The sequence below is a fragment of the Pontimicrobium aquaticum genome (assembly GCF_005047595.1).
Classification (GTDB): domain Bacteria; phylum Bacteroidota; class Bacteroidia; order Flavobacteriales; family Flavobacteriaceae; genus Pontimicrobium; species Pontimicrobium aquaticum.
The window spans coordinates 276,896-294,186 of record NZ_SUPL01000001.1 but is presented as its reverse complement, the minus strand read 5'-3'; the positions used below and the strand labels follow the sequence as shown (position 1 = coordinate 294,186).

Below are 17,291 nucleotides of genomic sequence, written 5' to 3'. Positions count from 1 at the left end.
TGTTGCTTACCTAGCTCTCTAATTAATTAGTGCTTTATTGTAGTTCAAAAGTCCTATATTTATTTAATGATAAAGAGTGATATTTTTATAAAAAACCCAAAAAAAACAATAGTAATTGCTCAATTTATATTTTGGGTTTCTTTTTTTATATATTTCTTTTTTTTGGAAAGGCAGTATAACAATGTTATAAACTCTGTTCTTTTTAGTGCTAAGGCAACAGTTTTTTACTCTGTGCTTACTTACTTTCATGCTTTCTATATCCTACCATTTGTCGAAAGAAAGCAATATCTAAAATACTCAATTATTACATTGCTTTTTTTATTCATTATTATTGTTTTGAGCTTAAGTTTTGAATATTTTGCTTTTTCTAAGTCAGAACCTAAATCAAGTTTCTCAGAGTATTATAATTTTAGTGGAGGTCAAATAGTCAGAACGATTGGTTCAGCTATAAATGCACTTATCATTAGCGCTTTAATAAAATTTACTTTTGATAACTTTTTACTTCAAAAACAACAATTAGAGCAGTCTAAAAGTAGACTTGAAACGGAAATGAAATATTTAAAGGCTCAAATAAACCCTCATTTTCTTTTTAATACGTTAAATAGCTTATTATATCTAACAAGGAATAAATCTGATTTAGCACCTGATGTGGTTGAGAAGCTTTCTGAATTAATGAGGTATTTATTAGAGCATAATGATATTGATGAAATACCTTTGCTAAAAGAAGTTGAGTTTATCAAAGCTTACTTAGAATTAGAAAAGATAAGAATACCTCATGTATCTGTTAATTTTAAAGTTAATATTAAAAATGAAAATATTAATATTCCTACAATGCTTTTATTGCCATTGGTAGAAAATGCTTTTAAGCATGGCATAAATAAGAATAACTCAGAAAACTATGTCCATATTGAAATTAATGAAACAGATGATATTATTTTAACAGTTGAAAACAGTTTATGGCTAAATAATACCATTGATAATAGTAGGGACGGTATGGGTATTAATAATTTAAAAAAACGATTGGATTTATTATTTGGAAACAATTATAAACTGACTTTTGATAAAAATAAAAAAGTATTTAAATCTAAATTAATCATTCCCAAGATTTGAAAATTTCATGTATTATTATAGACGATGAGCCTTATGCTCAAAAATTACTTCAAGAATACGTTGATAAAACACCAATTCTAGAGTTGTTAGGTGTATTTGTAAGTCCTCTCACAGCTATAACATTCATTAAAAATAATAAGGTAGATTTAATATTTCTAGACATAGAAATGCCTGATATTAACGGGATGAAGTTTTTGTCTTTTATAAACCAGGATAAAACAAAGGTGATTTTTACAACAGCTTATTCCTCTTATGCAGTTGAAAGCTATGAAAAAAATGCATTAGATTATTTAGTAAAACCAATAAATTTTGATCGCTTTGTGAATGCGGTTTATAAGTTCCCGTTAAATAGAGAAATTAACTTAGAGCTTTTAAATGAAAATTTTGTTTTTGTTAAGTCAGGAAGGGATTTCGTAAGAGTAGATTTTGATGATTTATTATTTATAGAAGGGTTAAAAGACTATGTGAAATTTGTTACATCAAAAAAAACATATATTGTAAATAACAGTTTAAAAAAATTGGAAACCACATTGCCAAACACACAATTTGCTCGTGTTCATTATTCCTATATTGTTAATTTCAAAAAAGTAACTGCTTTTAAAGATAACCACCTATTACTGTCAGATATTAAAATCCCAGTTAGTAAATCTAATAAATCAATGGTTTTAAAAATTATTGAAGATGGTTTAATATAAATTAAGTTGTCAAAGTCAAGTTGTCAACTTTTTATTTGAATTTAATTCTCTAGAATAGTTGGTTTAGGTCTATCTGCACTCGGAATTTCATTTAATATTGAAACAATCTTCCAGCTTCCGTCTTTTTTAATTAAATGAAAACTATCAACACCTTCGCGAGGTGCTTTACTTACTCTAGGAATATATGAAGTGTACAAAACCAGCATATAAGCAATATCTTCAAATATCATAGATTTCATTTTTATAATTTTTTCTTCAAATCCTGTCGCTTTGACATTTCTATTATTAATAAATTTCACGAAGCCTAATATCCAACCATCTAATGATAATGCTTCAGTCTCATTTTTGCTCATTCTCATTACTACAGTAGCTTCTTTTAAAAAGACTTTCATAATGATTCTAAATTAAGCTACACTTTTCGTATTTAAGTATAGTAGTAAATATATTAAAATTGATAGGCAAAATAATTAATTAACTCTAACATTAATTAAAAAAATCTCATTTATAGGTATTTGTAGTAATTTATTCACGCTAATCTTTAAAATATTTTTATATTTGAGGTGTCAATTGTTATTAATCCATGTACCTAATTACCCCTCAATTAAGGAATAATGTCCTTGCTTTCATTTTTACATTTGTGTTTTATGGCGTTTATGCGCAAACACCAGATTTTAAAGTTCAGCATATAGAAAACGATATTGCTAGAACAGGCGGTGTAAATACCGTATTTACATCAGTGAATTCATTAAACAGTGTTATTGAGTTAGCCAACAATAATCGTAAGTCACACGCTGGTTCACCCACAAATTCGTCAAACAGATCTGGAGATGATATGGCAGGTGCTAGACAGCTTACAGGTGTTAATACTTTAACCTATTACAGAGAAGCGAATTCTGATAACAGAGACATGAGGTTTAATACGTCTCTTTGGGAATATATTGGACCCATAGGTGGTGGCAATGAATTGATTGTAAGAGGTAGGTATGCTGTTAATTTAAATGGTGCCAACAATAGTGTTACACAAGCTTTAGTAGGAATTATTAATGCCAACAAATGTATTCCTTTTGTAACAGGTATAATGAATAATTCAACAAATCAAGATGGGGATTCTGGAACAGCAATTGCTTATTTAGAAAATGCTAATACCTTAAGGGTGCAAAAAGGATCTAATGCAAATAATGTTACCGTTTATATTACACTTGTCGAGTTTACTGGAGTTAATTGGACAGTTTTACATGGTGATTCAGGTAATGTAAATGGTGATGCAGGAACAATAACGTTAAGAGATGGCTCCGACGGTACAGGTGCGGCAACTAATGTAACGTCATGGAATGATGCAGTTATTTTTAGTCATTTTAGAGCCGATACTAATGCTAGTGGTGTCAATGACGCCATTTCCGATTTATGGCCTTTAACAGAACCAGGAAATAATAATCAACGTGTAGATTGGACATTTAACAACGATCATGATTCTAATGGTACTAATAGGCATTTTGTACATGTCTTGGAAAACACAGGTTTAAATGTAACACGGTTTCAAGATAATTCAAACAGGGGTGGAGAAAATACAATTGATATTACTTCCGCAGGGTTAACAGATGTTAATCAAGCTCTAATTTTAGGAACATCTATAACTAGAGGAAGAGGTACGGCTTATGGTAGGGGTTGGCGAAATTATTATTTAAAATCTACAACCCAAGCAGCACATTGGGCTCATAGGAGTGGTAATCCAATGAATCATGAAATTCAAATAGTAGATTTAAGTGGTTTGCAAACTGTTATTATTGGACCAGAAATAAACGTTACTGGTAATGGTGTAGATATCCCAAATGGAAATACTGCAATTTCAGTCGCTGATAATACTGATTTTGGGGGTGTTTTAACAACTACTGGTTCAGTCGCTCATACGTTTACAATCCAAAACTTGGGGAGTACAGACGTTACTTTAACAGATCCTAATCCTTATATAACTTTAACTGGTAATACTGCTGATTTTACATTAACAACAGTCCCAAACCCTACAATAACAAATAACACTACATTTACTATTACTTACGACCCTACTACTGTGGGAGTTCATACAGCAACCGTGTCTATTGCAAATAATGATTCTGATGAAAATCCATATACATTCAATATACAAGGCGTTGGTGATTATTGTAATTCTGGAGGAAATACTACTTGGGATACAAGTGTAACGTATGTTTCTTTTAATACGATTGATAATGCAGATAATGAAATTCCAAAAGATAACGCCTACGAAGACTTTACCAATATGTCTACTAATATTTATAAAAGCTCAATTCATGATTTGACAGTTCGAGTAAATACAGATGGTAATTATACTATATATACAAATGTTTGGATTGATTGGAATAGAGATGGAGATTTTAACGACCCTGGAGAAGAATATGATATGGGCTCTGCAACTAACGTAACTGATGGGCTTACTTCTAATTCTCCTATGTCAATTACACCGCCTACGGGAGCAGTTATTGGTTCTACAAGAATGCGTGTTGCTACAAGATATAATAATTATCCTTTGAGTTGTGATTCTGGTTTTGATGGTGAAGTTGAAGATTATTCTATTAATATTATTGACTATTTAATTGATTTTAATGGCGTTGATGAATATGTTGATATTGATGATAATCATGACTTAAATGGTTCTTTTTCATTAGAGTCATGGGTCTATCAAGAAAATACAGTAGCTACAGGTACTATAATGTCTAAAGGGAATATAGACAATTCATTAAAAACAGGTTATCATTTAAGTTTAAAAAATAATTATCCAAATTTAATCTGGTATGACAATTCTAATAATGAAGTGGTAAATATAACTTCTCCTTATGCTATACCTAATAATGAATGGCACTATGTGTCTGTTACCTACGACGGGACAACTGTGAGAATGTATATAGATGGTATAGAGGTTAATTCAGCTTCACCTTCTTCAGCACCAATTAACTCAGCAAATGATTTTTTAATAGGTGCCAACACGCAAAATTTTGCTACAGTACCAACTCATATGAATTATTTTGATGGAGCGATTCAAGAAGTTCGTATTTGGAATGTTGCTTTAAGTGAAACTCAAATTAGAGAAATGATGAATCAGCATATCCAACAAAATACAACGAATGTTCAAGGAGCTGAAACTAAGTTGAATATTTCTGGAGGGCTATTATGGACAAATTTAATAGGGTATTATCCTCTAGATTCCAATACGGCTTTTGATAGTTCAATTAGTAGTGTAGATGGTATTCCTCAAAATATTACAGGTTCTCAAATTGTAACAGCACCATTGCCTTATGAAACTGATGGTGATGGTACATGGGATACACCAGAGACTTGGCTTTATAATACGGATGTTTATTTACCAAACTCTTTAGGTATTGACGGAACTACTATGATAGACTGGAATATTGTTCATTTAATCAACGATATAACTTCGGGAAATAGGGATATTATAGTTTCTGGTTTGGTTTCCGAAGTTGGAACTTTAACCATAGATGGGGCTACTAATATTGCTACAGGCACTGGTACTGGATATAGTTTAACAATTAATAACTACTTAGAGCTTGATGGCGTTATAGATTTAGAGGGCGAATCACAATTAATACAACCAGAGGGAAGTGTTATTGATGCTGATAGTGGTGGTTATATTGAACGAGATCAGCAAGGAACCGCTAATGGTTTTAATTATAATTACTGGTCGTCTTCTGTTGGCCCAATAACAGGAAATATGGTAACTAGAGGAACAGGAGCTGCAAGTACAAATGCAAACCATACTATTAGTGGTGTTTTGAACGATGGAACCAATTCTGCCACGTATCAAGGCTTAACATATGATGCTGCCCATACTGCAGCAGATTCTGATACGCCAACAACACCAAAAACACTCAGTACCTATTGGATGTATAAGTTTTATGGTTCAGAAGGCGATTACAATGCTTGGACATCTGTTGACGAAACATCATCATTGCTTCCAGGTGAAGGCTTTACAATGAAAGGAACTTCAGGAACTGTTGCAATTTCAACGTATCAAAACTATGTGTTTAAAGGCTTGCCAAACAATGGCAGTATTACTTTACCACTTGATAAAAGTTCTGGAGATGTAGATCGGTTAATAGGAAATCCTTATCCATCAGCAATTGATGCTACCAAATTTATATTAGATAATTTAAGTGTGGCAGATGGAGGTAATAATACAAATGGAACGGTAATTAACGGTGCTTTGTATTTTTGGGATCATTTTGGTGAGCAAAACTCACATAGTTTAAATGATATTGTTGGAGGGTATGCAACTTATAATTTAACTGGAGGCACTGTAGCAATTTCTAATGATTCTAGAATTAACAATAATATGGCGACAGGTACTAAAATGCCAGGACAATATATTCCTGTAAATCAAGGCTTTTTTGTGTCAACTGCATTAGATGGTTTTAATGATAATAATGGTGCTGCAATTGATGTGGTTGACGGCGGAAACATTGTCTTTAAAAACAGCCAACGTGTTTTTGTGACAGAACAAGACCCATCATCCGTTTTCTTAAGGACATCTGGTAAAAAAATGTCTAAAAGCAAAGTGTCTAATAATCGAGCTACAGAAACCACACCATCAATTAGGCTAATGTATGATTCTCCTAAAGGATATCATCGTCAATTATTATTAGGTGTTAATGCTAAGGCTTCACAAGGCTTTGATTTAGGGTATGATGCGTTTATGGCTGATGTTAATGAAGAGGATATGTATTGGACTATTAATGATGAGAAATTTGTAATACAAGGAGTTGATGATTTAAGCGAGACTTCAGAATTTCCGTTAGGATTAATTGTTGAAGAAAGTGGAGTTATAAATATTAGAATTGATGAATTAGAGCATATAAATACCTCTACTTCAATTTATATAAAAGATAATGAGACAGATGAGCATTTTAAAATTAATAATGATGTATTTAGTTTAAAGCTTGATGCAGGTATTTATAATGATAGATTTTCATTAGTGTTTCAAAATCAACAATTGTCAACAGAAGAAAAAGTATTGAACCATGGACTACAGGTATATTACGATTCTAAAACTTCAAAAATTCTAATCCATAATACAAACAATATTGGCTTAAGTGGTTTAGCTGTTTATAATCTTGCAGGTCAAGAAATTTTGGCTTATAAAATTGATAAATCAACTAAAGCGGTATCTATTAATGTTAGCGATGGTGTTTATCTTTTAAACTTCAATTCACCGTCTCACGGAATGATTAATAAAAAGCTTATCGTGAAATAATTGTAAAATTAAAACAACCCTTGTTTTTTTAGTTTAACCCCCTTAGGGATATTTCATTTAGATTTATAGTATTTTTTATTATTATGACAACTATTTTAGTTATGTCATAGTAACTATAAGGCTTGTTTTTTTGCAAAATCAAATAAAAAGTGTACTTTTATCGATGATTTAAAGCGTTTTATCGATAATTTGATATGTTTTTATCAAATTTTAAGACGTGAAAATTAACCCTAAATTGGTAAAAATGAAAAGGGCTCTAATCTTTAAAACATTGTATTTCAACACAATAGTGTTTTTATTGTTGTTTTGCTCAACTGTGTATTCGCAAACTATGCAACTGGAAGTAGTAGGTGGAGCAGTTGTAACTCAGGGTTCTACAATTTCAATTACAGCAGGTGCAAGTTTAGATTTCAGAATTACAAATGTATCAACAACAAGCTGCAAAAATTTAAAGATACAAGATGTAGATATATTTAATACTGTAGATTTTGATATAAACCCAAACAATCCTAAAAGAAATATTAAACCTTATTCATGTAGAGGAGGGAAAAAGTTTCTTGATTTTGAAATAGAAAATATAAGTCCTTCATGTGCTACAGCAAGTACTTTAGTTACAGTAGAAATAAAAAATCAACCAGATTTTACATTTACCTTAGAAGTAACTTCCTCCCCCGAAATTTATGTGTTAGGAGGTAATCCGTGGCAAGATATAAACCATGGAGATACAACGACTTCAGATACTAATGCTACCTACTTTGGAGTGTTGGATGAAGGGAATACAGTAACAAGAAATTTTATTGTTGCTAACATAGGTAGCTGTAGTCTTGATGTTACTGCATTAGCTAGTTCTAATAATGATTTTGCAGTTACTTGGCCTTATGGTACATTGCCAGTTAGTTTAGATCCGTATTATTACACAGTAATTTCGGTAACATTTACTGCTCCAGTGGCAGGAACAGGAACGCAATCATCAGTAATAAGTATAAGTAATACAGATAATACAACATTTACATTTACGGTTAGTGCCGAAATGTTTAACTTTAATATTCCTGGACCTGGTGGTATTACAGCAGATTTTAGATTATGGTTAAAATCTACAAGAGGTGTTGTGACTTCTGGTTTAAGTGTTACAGATTGGTTAGACTTAGGAACCAATGGTAAGGACGCAACAACAGTTGTAGGTAAAGAACCAACATATTTGGATACTGCCACAGATAATATAAACTTCAACCCTGTGATAAAATTTGAAAATGATGGAGGGGTTTTAGAGCAGTATATGTATAATAATAGCAATGGATTTTATAGTCAAGATATATTCATTGTTATGACTCCTGATGCTACAATTACCAATGCATCTGCAAAAAATACCATTTTTGCTGGAATAGATTCTGGTGCTGCTGGAGATATTACAGGTATTGGTTTTGGTGATTATTCATCTGAATTTACTAATGAAACCTTGTCCTATAATCAAAATTATCCAGGGATATTGTCATATCATGGTGAAGCAGAGCTTAATTCGTCGTACGAAAAAGCAGGGATTATAAATGTAAGGAACAATGCTTCGATTTTACCGACAGGCCAAGATATTTTATATAACTCTAATGTGTTGACAACATCGACTAAAAATAGTTTATTGTTTTCAAATGTTGGTTATACTGATATATTGCCACCGTTTACAGTTCACGGAACTAGGTTTTGGATTGGCAGAAATTATGATATACAAGGAAGTTTAAATGGTAGGGTCGCTGAAATTTTCACCTTTGCTGAACGTTTAAGTGATGCAGATAGGCAAAAAGTTGAATCTTATTTAGGGATTAAATATGGGATTACTCTGGGAGCCTCAACCGAAGCTACAAAAGACTATATTAACTCTTTTAATACCAAGGTTTGGGATGCTACTGCTAATGCAGGCTATAATTATCATGTAGCTGGTATAGGTAGAGACTCCATTTCCGATTTAAATCAAAAACAATCAAAATCTATTAACTATGCTAATGCTGTAACTATAGGCTTAGGAGGAGTTGCCACTACAAATAGTGCTAATCCAAATGAGTTTGTTGCCGATGGCGATTTTCTTGTGTGGGGAAATAACAATGGTGCTTTTACAGGTGCAAATAACAATACGGTAACAATAGCCACTGGAGTTACAACTACATTAACTCGTATTGATAGACAATGGAAAATTGTAGAATCTATAGAATCTGGTTCTGGTGGCGATATCGAAACAGTGTATGTTTCTATACCCTCAGTAGCCTTTAGTAGTTTTACAAAAACAGCCGATGAAGAATATGCTTTAATAGTAGCAGATAACGCCAATTTTGCCAATGGAGATATTATTGATGTCATTCCGTTAAGGTCTGATGGAGGCACAAACTTAGAAACGTGGTATAATTTTGATGGTACTAAATATTTCACCTTTGGAAAAACATCAAAATTAACAGAAAATCATTCTATAAACATTGCTTCTGGTGATTATCTGGTGGGAGATTATTTATTGAACTTGAATACAGACAATTTTACTATTTCTGCGTGGTTAAAAATTCCAGCAAATGCTAGTAATAGAACGGTAATGGCAAAGGGCGATAAGCTTCAAATTAGATTAAATGCAACTGGAAATGTAGAGGTATATATCGATGATCCTGCAACACCCAAGTTTACTTCCAATATGGATATAGATGACGGTAAATGGCATCACACAACATATGTTTACGATAGCGGAACGTTATTAATGTATGTAGATGGTGTATTGGATAAATCGGTTCAAAATGTCGTACACCCATCTCCAAACTATAACCATTATGCAATTGGAGCTTTATATACAGATAAAGATACTGTAACCAACCCGCTATTAGGAGACATAGATGAGGTCTATGTTTGGGATATAGCACTATCACAAGATCAGGTAAGATATTTAATGAATCAAGAAATTGAAAGGTTTGATATTGCTGGGACGGATTATGTTGAAGGTAAAATACTTCCTCAAGCTGCAATAAACAATCCTACAGACACAATACCTTGGAGTAGTTTAAGAGTGTATTATGACTTTAATTCGTTTTATGGCTCAACCATAGAAGGCTTAACAGACGATAGGTATTTCTTGAGGTTAAATTACTTGAATAAAACAAAAACAATACTTGACGACCAAACAACACCTTTACCTTATGTTTCGGTAGCCAATGGTGCTTGGGATGCTGGTACAACATGGAGTAATAGTGCAGATCAAATAATACCTAACTCACTAAGTTTAGATGGTAGCACAATAATAGATTGGAATATTGTTGAAATTGCACATGATATTACGTCTGGTGATCGAGATATTACACTATTGGGTTTAAAGCAAACAGCAGGAACACTTACAATAGCAGATCCAGTTGTAACTGCACCAATAGAAAATAATGCAGGTCAGGCTTTAACAGTAACTAATTATTTAGAAATAGATGGTGTGATAGACCTTGTGGGCGAATCACAATTAATACAAACCGATGGTAGTATTATTGATGCTGATAGTGGTGGTCATCTAGAGCGCGATCAACAAGGAACAGCTAATGGTTTTAATTACAATTATTGGTCGTCTTCTGTTGGTCCTGTAACTGGTAATGCTGGAACACGAGGAACAGGAACCGCAAGTACAAATGCAAACCATACGATTAGTGGTGTTTTAAACGATGGAACTAATTCTGCCGCGTATCAAGGCTTAACATATGATGCTGCTCATACTGCAGCAGATTCCGATACGCCAACAACACCAAGAACACTTAGTACCTATTGGATGTATAAATTTTACGGATCTCAAGACAATTATGATGCCTGGACTCCTATTGACGAAACATCGCTTTTACTAGCAGGCGAAGGGTTTACAATGAAAGGTACATCAGGTTCTGTTACTATAGTCAATAATCAGAATTATGTGTTTAAAGGCTTACCAAATAATGGCGATATTACTTTACCACTCGATAAAAGTTCTGGCGATGTAGAACGATTAATAGGAAATCCTTATCCATCTGCAATTGATGCAAGAGAGTTTATTTTAGATCATTTAAGTGAAAACGATGGTGGAAATAATACTGTAAATGTTATTAATGGTGCTGTATATTTTTGGGACCATTTTGGAGAAGAAAATTCCCATTACTTAAGAGATTATGTAGGTGGCTATGCTACTTATAATTTAACTGGAGGAACTCCAGCAATTTCAAATGATACTAGAATTAACAATACTTCGGATGGAGGAAACGCAGCAATTGGTACTAAGGTTCCAGGTCAATATATTCCTGTAAATCAAGGCTTTTTTGTATTAACAGCTTTAGATAGTCATCCAGATAATAATACGCCATCAGCTAATATATCTACAATAGCAGGAGGGAATATAGTATTTAAAAATACTCAGCGTGTATTTGTGACAGAACAAGATGCTTCGTCTTCTTTTTTGAGGACTTCAGGAAAAAAGAAATCAAATAAACCAAATACTAGTACTAATAAAGTAGCTAAAGACACACCATCTATTAGAATAATTTACGATTCGCCAAAAGGCTATCATCGTCAATTATTGTTGGGCGTTAATAACAATGCTTCAAAAGGTTTTGATTTAGGGTATGATGCATTTATGGTTGATGTAAACAAAGAGGATATGTACTGGACTATTGGTGCTGAAAAATTTGTAATTCAAGGAGTAGATGACTTAAATAATACCCAAGAATTTCCTTTAGGGTTAGTTGTTGATGAAGCTGGAGTTATTAGTATTAGAATTAAAGAGCTTAAAAATATTGATCCAAGAGCATCAATTTATGTAAAAGATAAAGAGACAAATGAGAGCTTTAAAATTAATAATGATGTATTTAATTTAAAACTTAAAGCAGGCATCTATAATGATAGATTTTTATTAGTGTTTAAAGCGCAAGAATACTCAATAAACAACGAAGTGCTTGAAATTAATCATGGACTTTTAGCGTATTACGACTCTAATATTTCAAAAATTAGAATTAATAATATTAATGATATTGACTTAAACAAATTAACCATTTATAACATAGCAGGTCAAGAATTATCGGTGCATAGTATTGATGCGTCAACTAATCAAGTAGCTATTAATGTAAGTCATGGTGTTTATGTTTTAAAATTTAACACGTCTTCTCACGGAGTAATTGATAAGAAAATTATAGTTAGGTAATTTTAATTTTTTCTTAAAACTACACCAGCTTTAATGTTTTTAAAGCTTTTGTCATCTATAACTATTTGGCCATTTACCAAAACATAATAAATGCCTTCTGGATATTGATGAGGTTTTTCAAAAGTACCTTTATCAATAATGGTTTGAGGGTTAAAAATTGTAATATCAGCTTTCATGTTTTCTTTTAAAAGACCTCTGTCTTTTAACCCTATGTTTTTTGCTGGTAAAGCTGTCATTTTGTAAATGGCTTCACTTAATGTAATGACTCCTTTTTCACGAACATAATGACCTAAAACTCTTGGAAATGTGCCATACCATCTAGGATGAGGGTGGCCATCGCCTGGTTTAACCAATCTACCATCCGAAGCGACCATAGTTTGAGGGTGTTTCAAGATGTTTTCAACATCACGTTCATCCATAGCGTGAAACACACAAGATGCACCTCCATTTACTTGTGCTTCAATAACGAGGTCAGCACCATTTTCGACTGTAGGCTCTAATCCTTTTTGCTCACACCAATATTTTAAAGTTTTACCTTCTAATTCTGGCATCCAGCTTACTTTTGCAAACTGAATCCTGTCTAAATCGTCTCCTCCACGATCATTTAGAATATTAAACACTATTCCGGCTTTTATACTGTCTTTAAGTTTTGGATTTGCAACTCGCGCTATAAAGGCTTTATTGCCTCCAGCTCTTGCCCAACCAGGAATTAGTACAGAAATTCCTGTGTAACTAGCATTATAAGGATATTGGTCTATCATAATATTTAATCCTGCTACCCTAGCTGAATCAACTAGTGCTAATGATTCATTGCTTTTTACCCACATTGGTTTGCCTATAACTTTATGATGGGTGAGCACAACAGGGATATTCGCTTTATCCGAAATAACAATAGCTTCATTAACAGCATCAAATAAACCTAAGCCTTCATCTCTTAAGTGCGATGTATATATACCACCTTTTTTAGAAGCTTCTTTTGATAGCTCGATAACTTCATCTACTTCAGAAAAACTTCCAGGTAAATATTTTAATCCTGTAGAAATACCAAAAGCACCTTCGTCCATGGCTTGAGATACTTGAGTTTTCATTTGGTCTAATTCATCATCAGTTGGAGCCCTGTTATCTAAGTTCATAATATTCCTTCTCACGGTATTATGACCAACTAAATAAGCTACGTTCATTCCAACACCTATTTGTTGTAAGCTATCTAAATATTTGCCAAATGGCCAAGGGCCAGAACCATCAGGGCCTCCAAGACTTGTAGTAACACCCTGTCTAATATGGCTTTCGCAATTTGATAATTGAAAAATTGGTTCTAAATGTGCATGTGCATCTATAAAACCAGGAGTAACGGCAAGACCATTTGCATTAATAATGCGGTTGGATTTAGCTTGAGATAAATCTCCAATGGTTACAATAATAGAATCTTTAATGCCAATGTCTGTTGAAACAGCATCGCTTCCAGTGCCATCAAACACTTGACCGTTTATAATAATAATATCGTAAGTAATGCCTTTGCTACAACTAAAAAAAAGAAGAGATATGGCAAAAAATAATAAAAGTATTCTAGAATTCATGTGGTTGGTTTTAGTTCATGAAAAGTACAAAAATCAAAAATATTAACACAAAAACGCATTTCATCGAAAAAAAACGTCATTTAATCGATATTATTTTATATATTGCACCATGTTTTAAGCTAATCATTGAGAGTTAGTAATAAAATTAACCCAAATTTAATATTTAACGTTGTGAATCAAACAGCCTACAGTTATATAAATCTGCAAAGCTTAAAGGAAGAAACCTTTGGTGATAAGGAAATTTTAAACACTATACTAGAGTTATTTGTTGAAGGAATTGACGAGTATTTAGCTACAATAGAAAAAGAATTACCAACTAAAAATTGGCAGCCTTTGTTTCAAGAAACTCACAAGATTAAGCCAAACATAGCAATGTTTGGAATAGCTTCTTTAGTAGATCCTATTTTAGAATTAGAAACTTGTTTTAGAAAGGAAATGCATCTAGAAAAGATAGATGATTTAGTAGAATTAGTAGTACAAAACTTAATTCATGTAAAGAAAGAAATACAATTTGAACTTAATGTTATGTCTCATGGATAGAAAAAAAATAGTTCTTGCCGAAGATAACTCAACACTATCCTTACTCTTAAAGTTTCGACTTGAAAAAGAAGGGCATGAATTGTTTATGGCAGCCGATGGTAAAGAAGCTTTAGCTTTAATTGAAGAGCAATTACCAGATTTGATAATTACAGATATTATGATGCCTTTTATTAGCGGATTAGAAGTGATAAGTCACGTAAGAAATAAACTAGAATTAAATGTTCCTATTATTGTTTTTTCTTCTGCTGGTCAAGAGGAAATGGTTTTAAAGGCCTTTGATTTAGGAGCTAATGATTTTATGGGAAAACCTTTTAGTCCAAATGAGTTGGTTATCCGAGTCAAACGGCAATTAAATTAAGTACAGAAAACCCTCAGCCCCAATGATAGATTTTCAAATACTTATAGATAATTTTAATGAATACCCTTACCTAATTAAGTTGGCTTGGGTAGTCAGTGCTATTTTAGGTGCTCTAATTATTTTATTGACGGTATATTTAAAATTTGTTCGTACAATATTAAGGAAGAAAGAAGCTAATAGTTTAGAGTTCAGAAAAGAATATGAAGCATTGCTTATTGAATATTTATACTCAGGAACAGAAGAAGGAGGGATATCTGAAATTCAAAAAAACATCATTGAAGAACTAAAAAAACACGTCACAGTAAAATCTAAGCGCAAAGTCATTATCTCTGTGTTATACAAATTAATGAACGAAGTGTCAGGAGAGGTGACAGATGCCTTAAAAGTACTATATAAAAACACAGGTTTAATGCATTACGCATTAATCAAAATAAACAGTAAAAAATGGCATGTAAAAGCTAAAGGTATTGGAGAACTTACTAAGTTTAAAATAGAATCTGTTCAAGAAAAAATAGAGCAACTATTAGTACATCCTGTAAGAGAGGTTAGGAAAGAAGCCCATCTATATTTTGTTAATCTATTCTATTTTGAAGGCTTAAATTTTTTAGATATAATTAAGACGCCACTATCTGAATGGGATCAAATACAAATACTAGAAATTCTTCAAAAATCTAACGATCAGGAAATATGCGATATAAAACCATGGTTACAATCTAAAAACGAAACCGTTGTTTTATTCGCACTAAAACTCGCTAAAGTTTACAATCAATATGAAGTGAAAGATGAGTTAATGAATATGCTTTCTCATAACAGTAAACAGGTTAGAATACAGGTTATTGAAGTTCTTACACATTTATATGGAATTGAAGCTAAAGATGTGTTAAAAGCAAACTTCACCCAATTAAGCTTAGAAGAACAAATAAGCTTCTTCGGATTGTTGGAAAAATTAGTCATTCCAGACGATGAGCCTTTTGTAGAAAAGCATTTGTTTCATAAAGACTTTGAAATACAATTACTAGCCCTTAAAATTCTAAAATCTATCAATATAGATAAATACTTAGGATTAAATAAGCTGCCACCTAGTCAAAAAAGTTTAGCAATGTTAAAACTCGAAAACGTATAGCGTATGGATACTAGTACAGTAAAAATAATTTTACAAATACTTCATTATTTGTTTTTTGGATATGCATTTGCTGCTATTACATCATACATAGTGCTTTCAATTCTTTCAGGAAAAGAAACCTTAAAATATTTAAAGAAAAACAGCTTTGTTAATTATAAAGATATTTTATCATCAACAGAGTCTCCTTCCATTACAATAATTGCTCCAGCATATAATGAAAGCTTAAACATAGTAGAAAATGTAAGGTCTTTACTTTCTAATCATTATGCTAACTATAGCGTTGTAATTATAAATGATGGGAGTAGGGATGATAGCTTAGAAAAGTTAATAGAATCATACGATCTTGAGAAAATAGATTACGTAGTAAACGAAAAATTAAAAACACAACCATTAAGAGCAGGCGTTTTTAAATCAAAAAATCCAGCTTTTGAAAAGCTAATGGTTGTAGATAAAGAAAATGGTGGAAAAGCCGATGCGTTAAATATGGGACTTAATATAAGCAAAAGTAAATATGTAGCTTGTATTGATGTTGATTGTTTATTGCTTGAAGATGCGCTTCAAAAAATGATAAAGCCTTTTCTTGAAGTAACCGATTCTAAAGTTATTGCAACAGGAGGAGTAATTCGTATTGCTAATTCATGTGTCATTAGAGGAGGGAAATTAATTGACGTAAATCTTCCCAAAAATTTATTGGTTCAGTCTCAAATTTTAGAATACTTAAGAGCATTTCTCTTAGGGAGAATGGCTTGGAGTAGGTTAAATGGTTTGTTGGTTATTTCTGGAGCCTTCGGAATTTTCGATAAAGAAATCGCAATTAAAGTTGGTGGATACGATACAAATACTGTTGGCGAAGATATGGAAATTATTGTGCGTATGCGTCGCTATATGGAAGAACAAGGAAGAAAATATAAAGTATCCTATATTCCAGATCCTTTGTGTTGGACTGAAGCTCCAGACACCTACAAAATATTTATCTCTCAGCGTAATAGATGGACTAGAGGAACCATAGAGACTTTAAAGAAACACCGAAAAATAGGGTTCAATCCTAAATATGGATCGTTTGGTTTATTAAGTTATCCTTATTGGTTAATTTTTGAACGCCTTGCTCCAATAATTGAAGCTGTTGGAATTATTTATTTTACAATTTTAGTAGCATTAAAGGAAGTGAGATGGGAATTTGCGCTAACATTTTTGCTTCTATCATATTTGTTCTCAGTACTATTCTCAATTGTAGCTATTTATTCAGAAGAGTTAACCTTTCATCAATACAAAAAGAAAGGAACGGGTTTTAAGCTAGTGCTGCTTAGTGCTTTAGAGCCTTTTGTGTTACATCCGTTTATTTTGTATGCAGCTATTAGAGGAAATATTGATTATTATTTTAATAAGAAAAAGAAATGGGGAGAAATGGTGAGAAAAGGACTTTCAACCGTTGAAGCTTAAAAT

10 protein-coding genes are annotated in these 17,291 nt (G+C 32.3%); 8 read left to right on the top strand and 2 right to left on the bottom strand.

Annotated elements, in window-relative coordinates:
- Positions 1-336 precede the first annotated feature (336 nt).
- Together E5167_RS01310 and E5167_RS01305 are read left to right on the top strand one after the other, a co-directional pair.
- On the top strand, positions 337-1,110 hold the full coding sequence (locus tag E5167_RS01310) for a sensor histidine kinase (RefSeq protein ID WP_169301352.1): 774 nt from the start codon (positions 337-339) through the stop codon (positions 1,108-1,110).
- A complete protein-coding gene (locus E5167_RS01305; RefSeq protein WP_136840238.1) occupies positions 1,107-1,805 on the top strand; it encodes a LytR/AlgR family response regulator transcription factor in 699 nt (232 codons plus the stop codon). The genes E5167_RS01310 and E5167_RS01305 overlap by 4 nt, the downstream gene beginning before the upstream one ends.
- A gap of 41 nt (positions 1,806-1,846) precedes the next feature.
- On the opposite strand, the gene E5167_RS01300 is transcribed toward E5167_RS01305, so the two are convergent.
- Positions 1,847-2,197 (bottom strand): hypothetical protein, encoded by a 351-nt coding sequence (locus E5167_RS01300; protein ID WP_136840236.1) that lies wholly within the window; start codon positions 2,195-2,197, stop codon positions 1,847-1,849.
- 188 nt (positions 2,198-2,385) lie between these two features.
- Here E5167_RS01300 and E5167_RS01295 point away from each other — a divergent pair, with 188 nt between their 5' ends.
- On the top strand, positions 2,386-7,086 hold the full coding sequence (locus tag E5167_RS01295; protein WP_136840234.1) for a LamG-like jellyroll fold domain-containing protein: 4,701 nt from the start codon (positions 2,386-2,388) through the stop codon (positions 7,084-7,086).
- 244 nt (positions 7,087-7,330) lie between these two features.
- Positions 7,331-12,250 carry a LamG-like jellyroll fold domain-containing protein gene (locus tag E5167_RS01290; RefSeq protein ID WP_136840232.1) on the top strand — a complete coding sequence of 1,640 codons (4,920 nt, stop codon included), beginning with the start codon at positions 7,331-7,333 and terminating at the stop codon, positions 12,248-12,250.
- Between the two features lie 2 nt (positions 12,251-12,252).
- Here the strand turns inward: E5167_RS01290 and E5167_RS01285 are convergent, their stop codons facing one another.
- The gene (locus tag E5167_RS01285; protein ID WP_136840229.1) at positions 12,253-13,827 is read right to left on the bottom strand and encodes an N-acyl-D-amino-acid deacylase family protein; all 1,575 of its coding nucleotides are present in this window, start codon (positions 13,825-13,827) and stop codon (positions 12,253-12,255) included.
- Between the two features lie 171 nt (positions 13,828-13,998).
- Here E5167_RS01285 and E5167_RS01280 point away from each other — a divergent pair, with 171 nt between their 5' ends.
- From E5167_RS01280 to E5167_RS01265, 4 genes are read left to right on the top strand one after another with little or no spacing between them, the layout of a single operon-like run.
- A complete protein-coding gene (locus E5167_RS01280; RefSeq protein WP_169301351.1) occupies positions 13,999-14,367 on the top strand; it encodes an Hpt domain-containing protein in 369 nt (122 codons plus the stop codon).
- On the top strand, positions 14,360-14,725 hold the full coding sequence (locus E5167_RS01275) for a response regulator transcription factor (RefSeq protein WP_136840225.1): 366 nt from the start codon (positions 14,360-14,362) through the stop codon (positions 14,723-14,725). Before E5167_RS01280 ends, E5167_RS01275 begins: the two co-directional genes overlap by 8 nt.
- 22 nt (positions 14,726-14,747) lie before the next feature.
- Positions 14,748-15,848 (top strand): HEAT repeat domain-containing protein, encoded by a 1,101-nt coding sequence (locus E5167_RS01270; RefSeq protein ID WP_136840223.1) that lies wholly within the window; start codon positions 14,748-14,750, stop codon positions 15,846-15,848.
- A 3-nt stretch (positions 15,849-15,851) separates the two neighbouring features.
- On the top strand, positions 15,852-17,288 hold the full coding sequence (locus E5167_RS01265; RefSeq protein WP_136840221.1) for a glycosyltransferase family 2 protein: 1,437 nt from the start codon (positions 15,852-15,854) through the stop codon (positions 17,286-17,288).
- Positions 17,289-17,291 lie beyond the last annotated feature (3 nt).

Excerpts from the sequence above, each read along its gene's own strand:
- E5167_RS01300 (WP_136840236.1), bottom strand. The coding sequence starts at position 2,197 with ATGAAAGTCTTTTTAAAAGAAGCTACTGTAGTAATGAGAATGAGCAAA.
- E5167_RS01295 (WP_136840234.1), top strand. The coding sequence starts at position 2,386 with ATGTACCTAATTACCCCTCAATTAAGGAATAATGTCCTTGCTTTCATT.
- E5167_RS01290 (WP_136840232.1), top strand. The coding sequence starts at position 7,331 with ATGAAAAGGGCTCTAATCTTTAAAACATTGTATTTCAACACAATAGTG.
- E5167_RS01285 (WP_136840229.1), bottom strand. The coding sequence starts at position 13,827 with ATGAATTCTAGAATACTTTTATTATTTTTTGCCATATCTCTTCTTTTT.
- E5167_RS01275 (WP_136840225.1), top strand. The coding sequence starts at position 14,360 with ATGGATAGAAAAAAAATAGTTCTTGCCGAAGATAACTCAACACTATCC.
- E5167_RS01270 (WP_136840223.1), top strand. The coding sequence starts at position 14,748 with ATGATAGATTTTCAAATACTTATAGATAATTTTAATGAATACCCTTAC.
- E5167_RS01265 (WP_136840221.1), top strand. The coding sequence starts at position 15,852 with ATGGATACTAGTACAGTAAAAATAATTTTACAAATACTTCATTATTTG.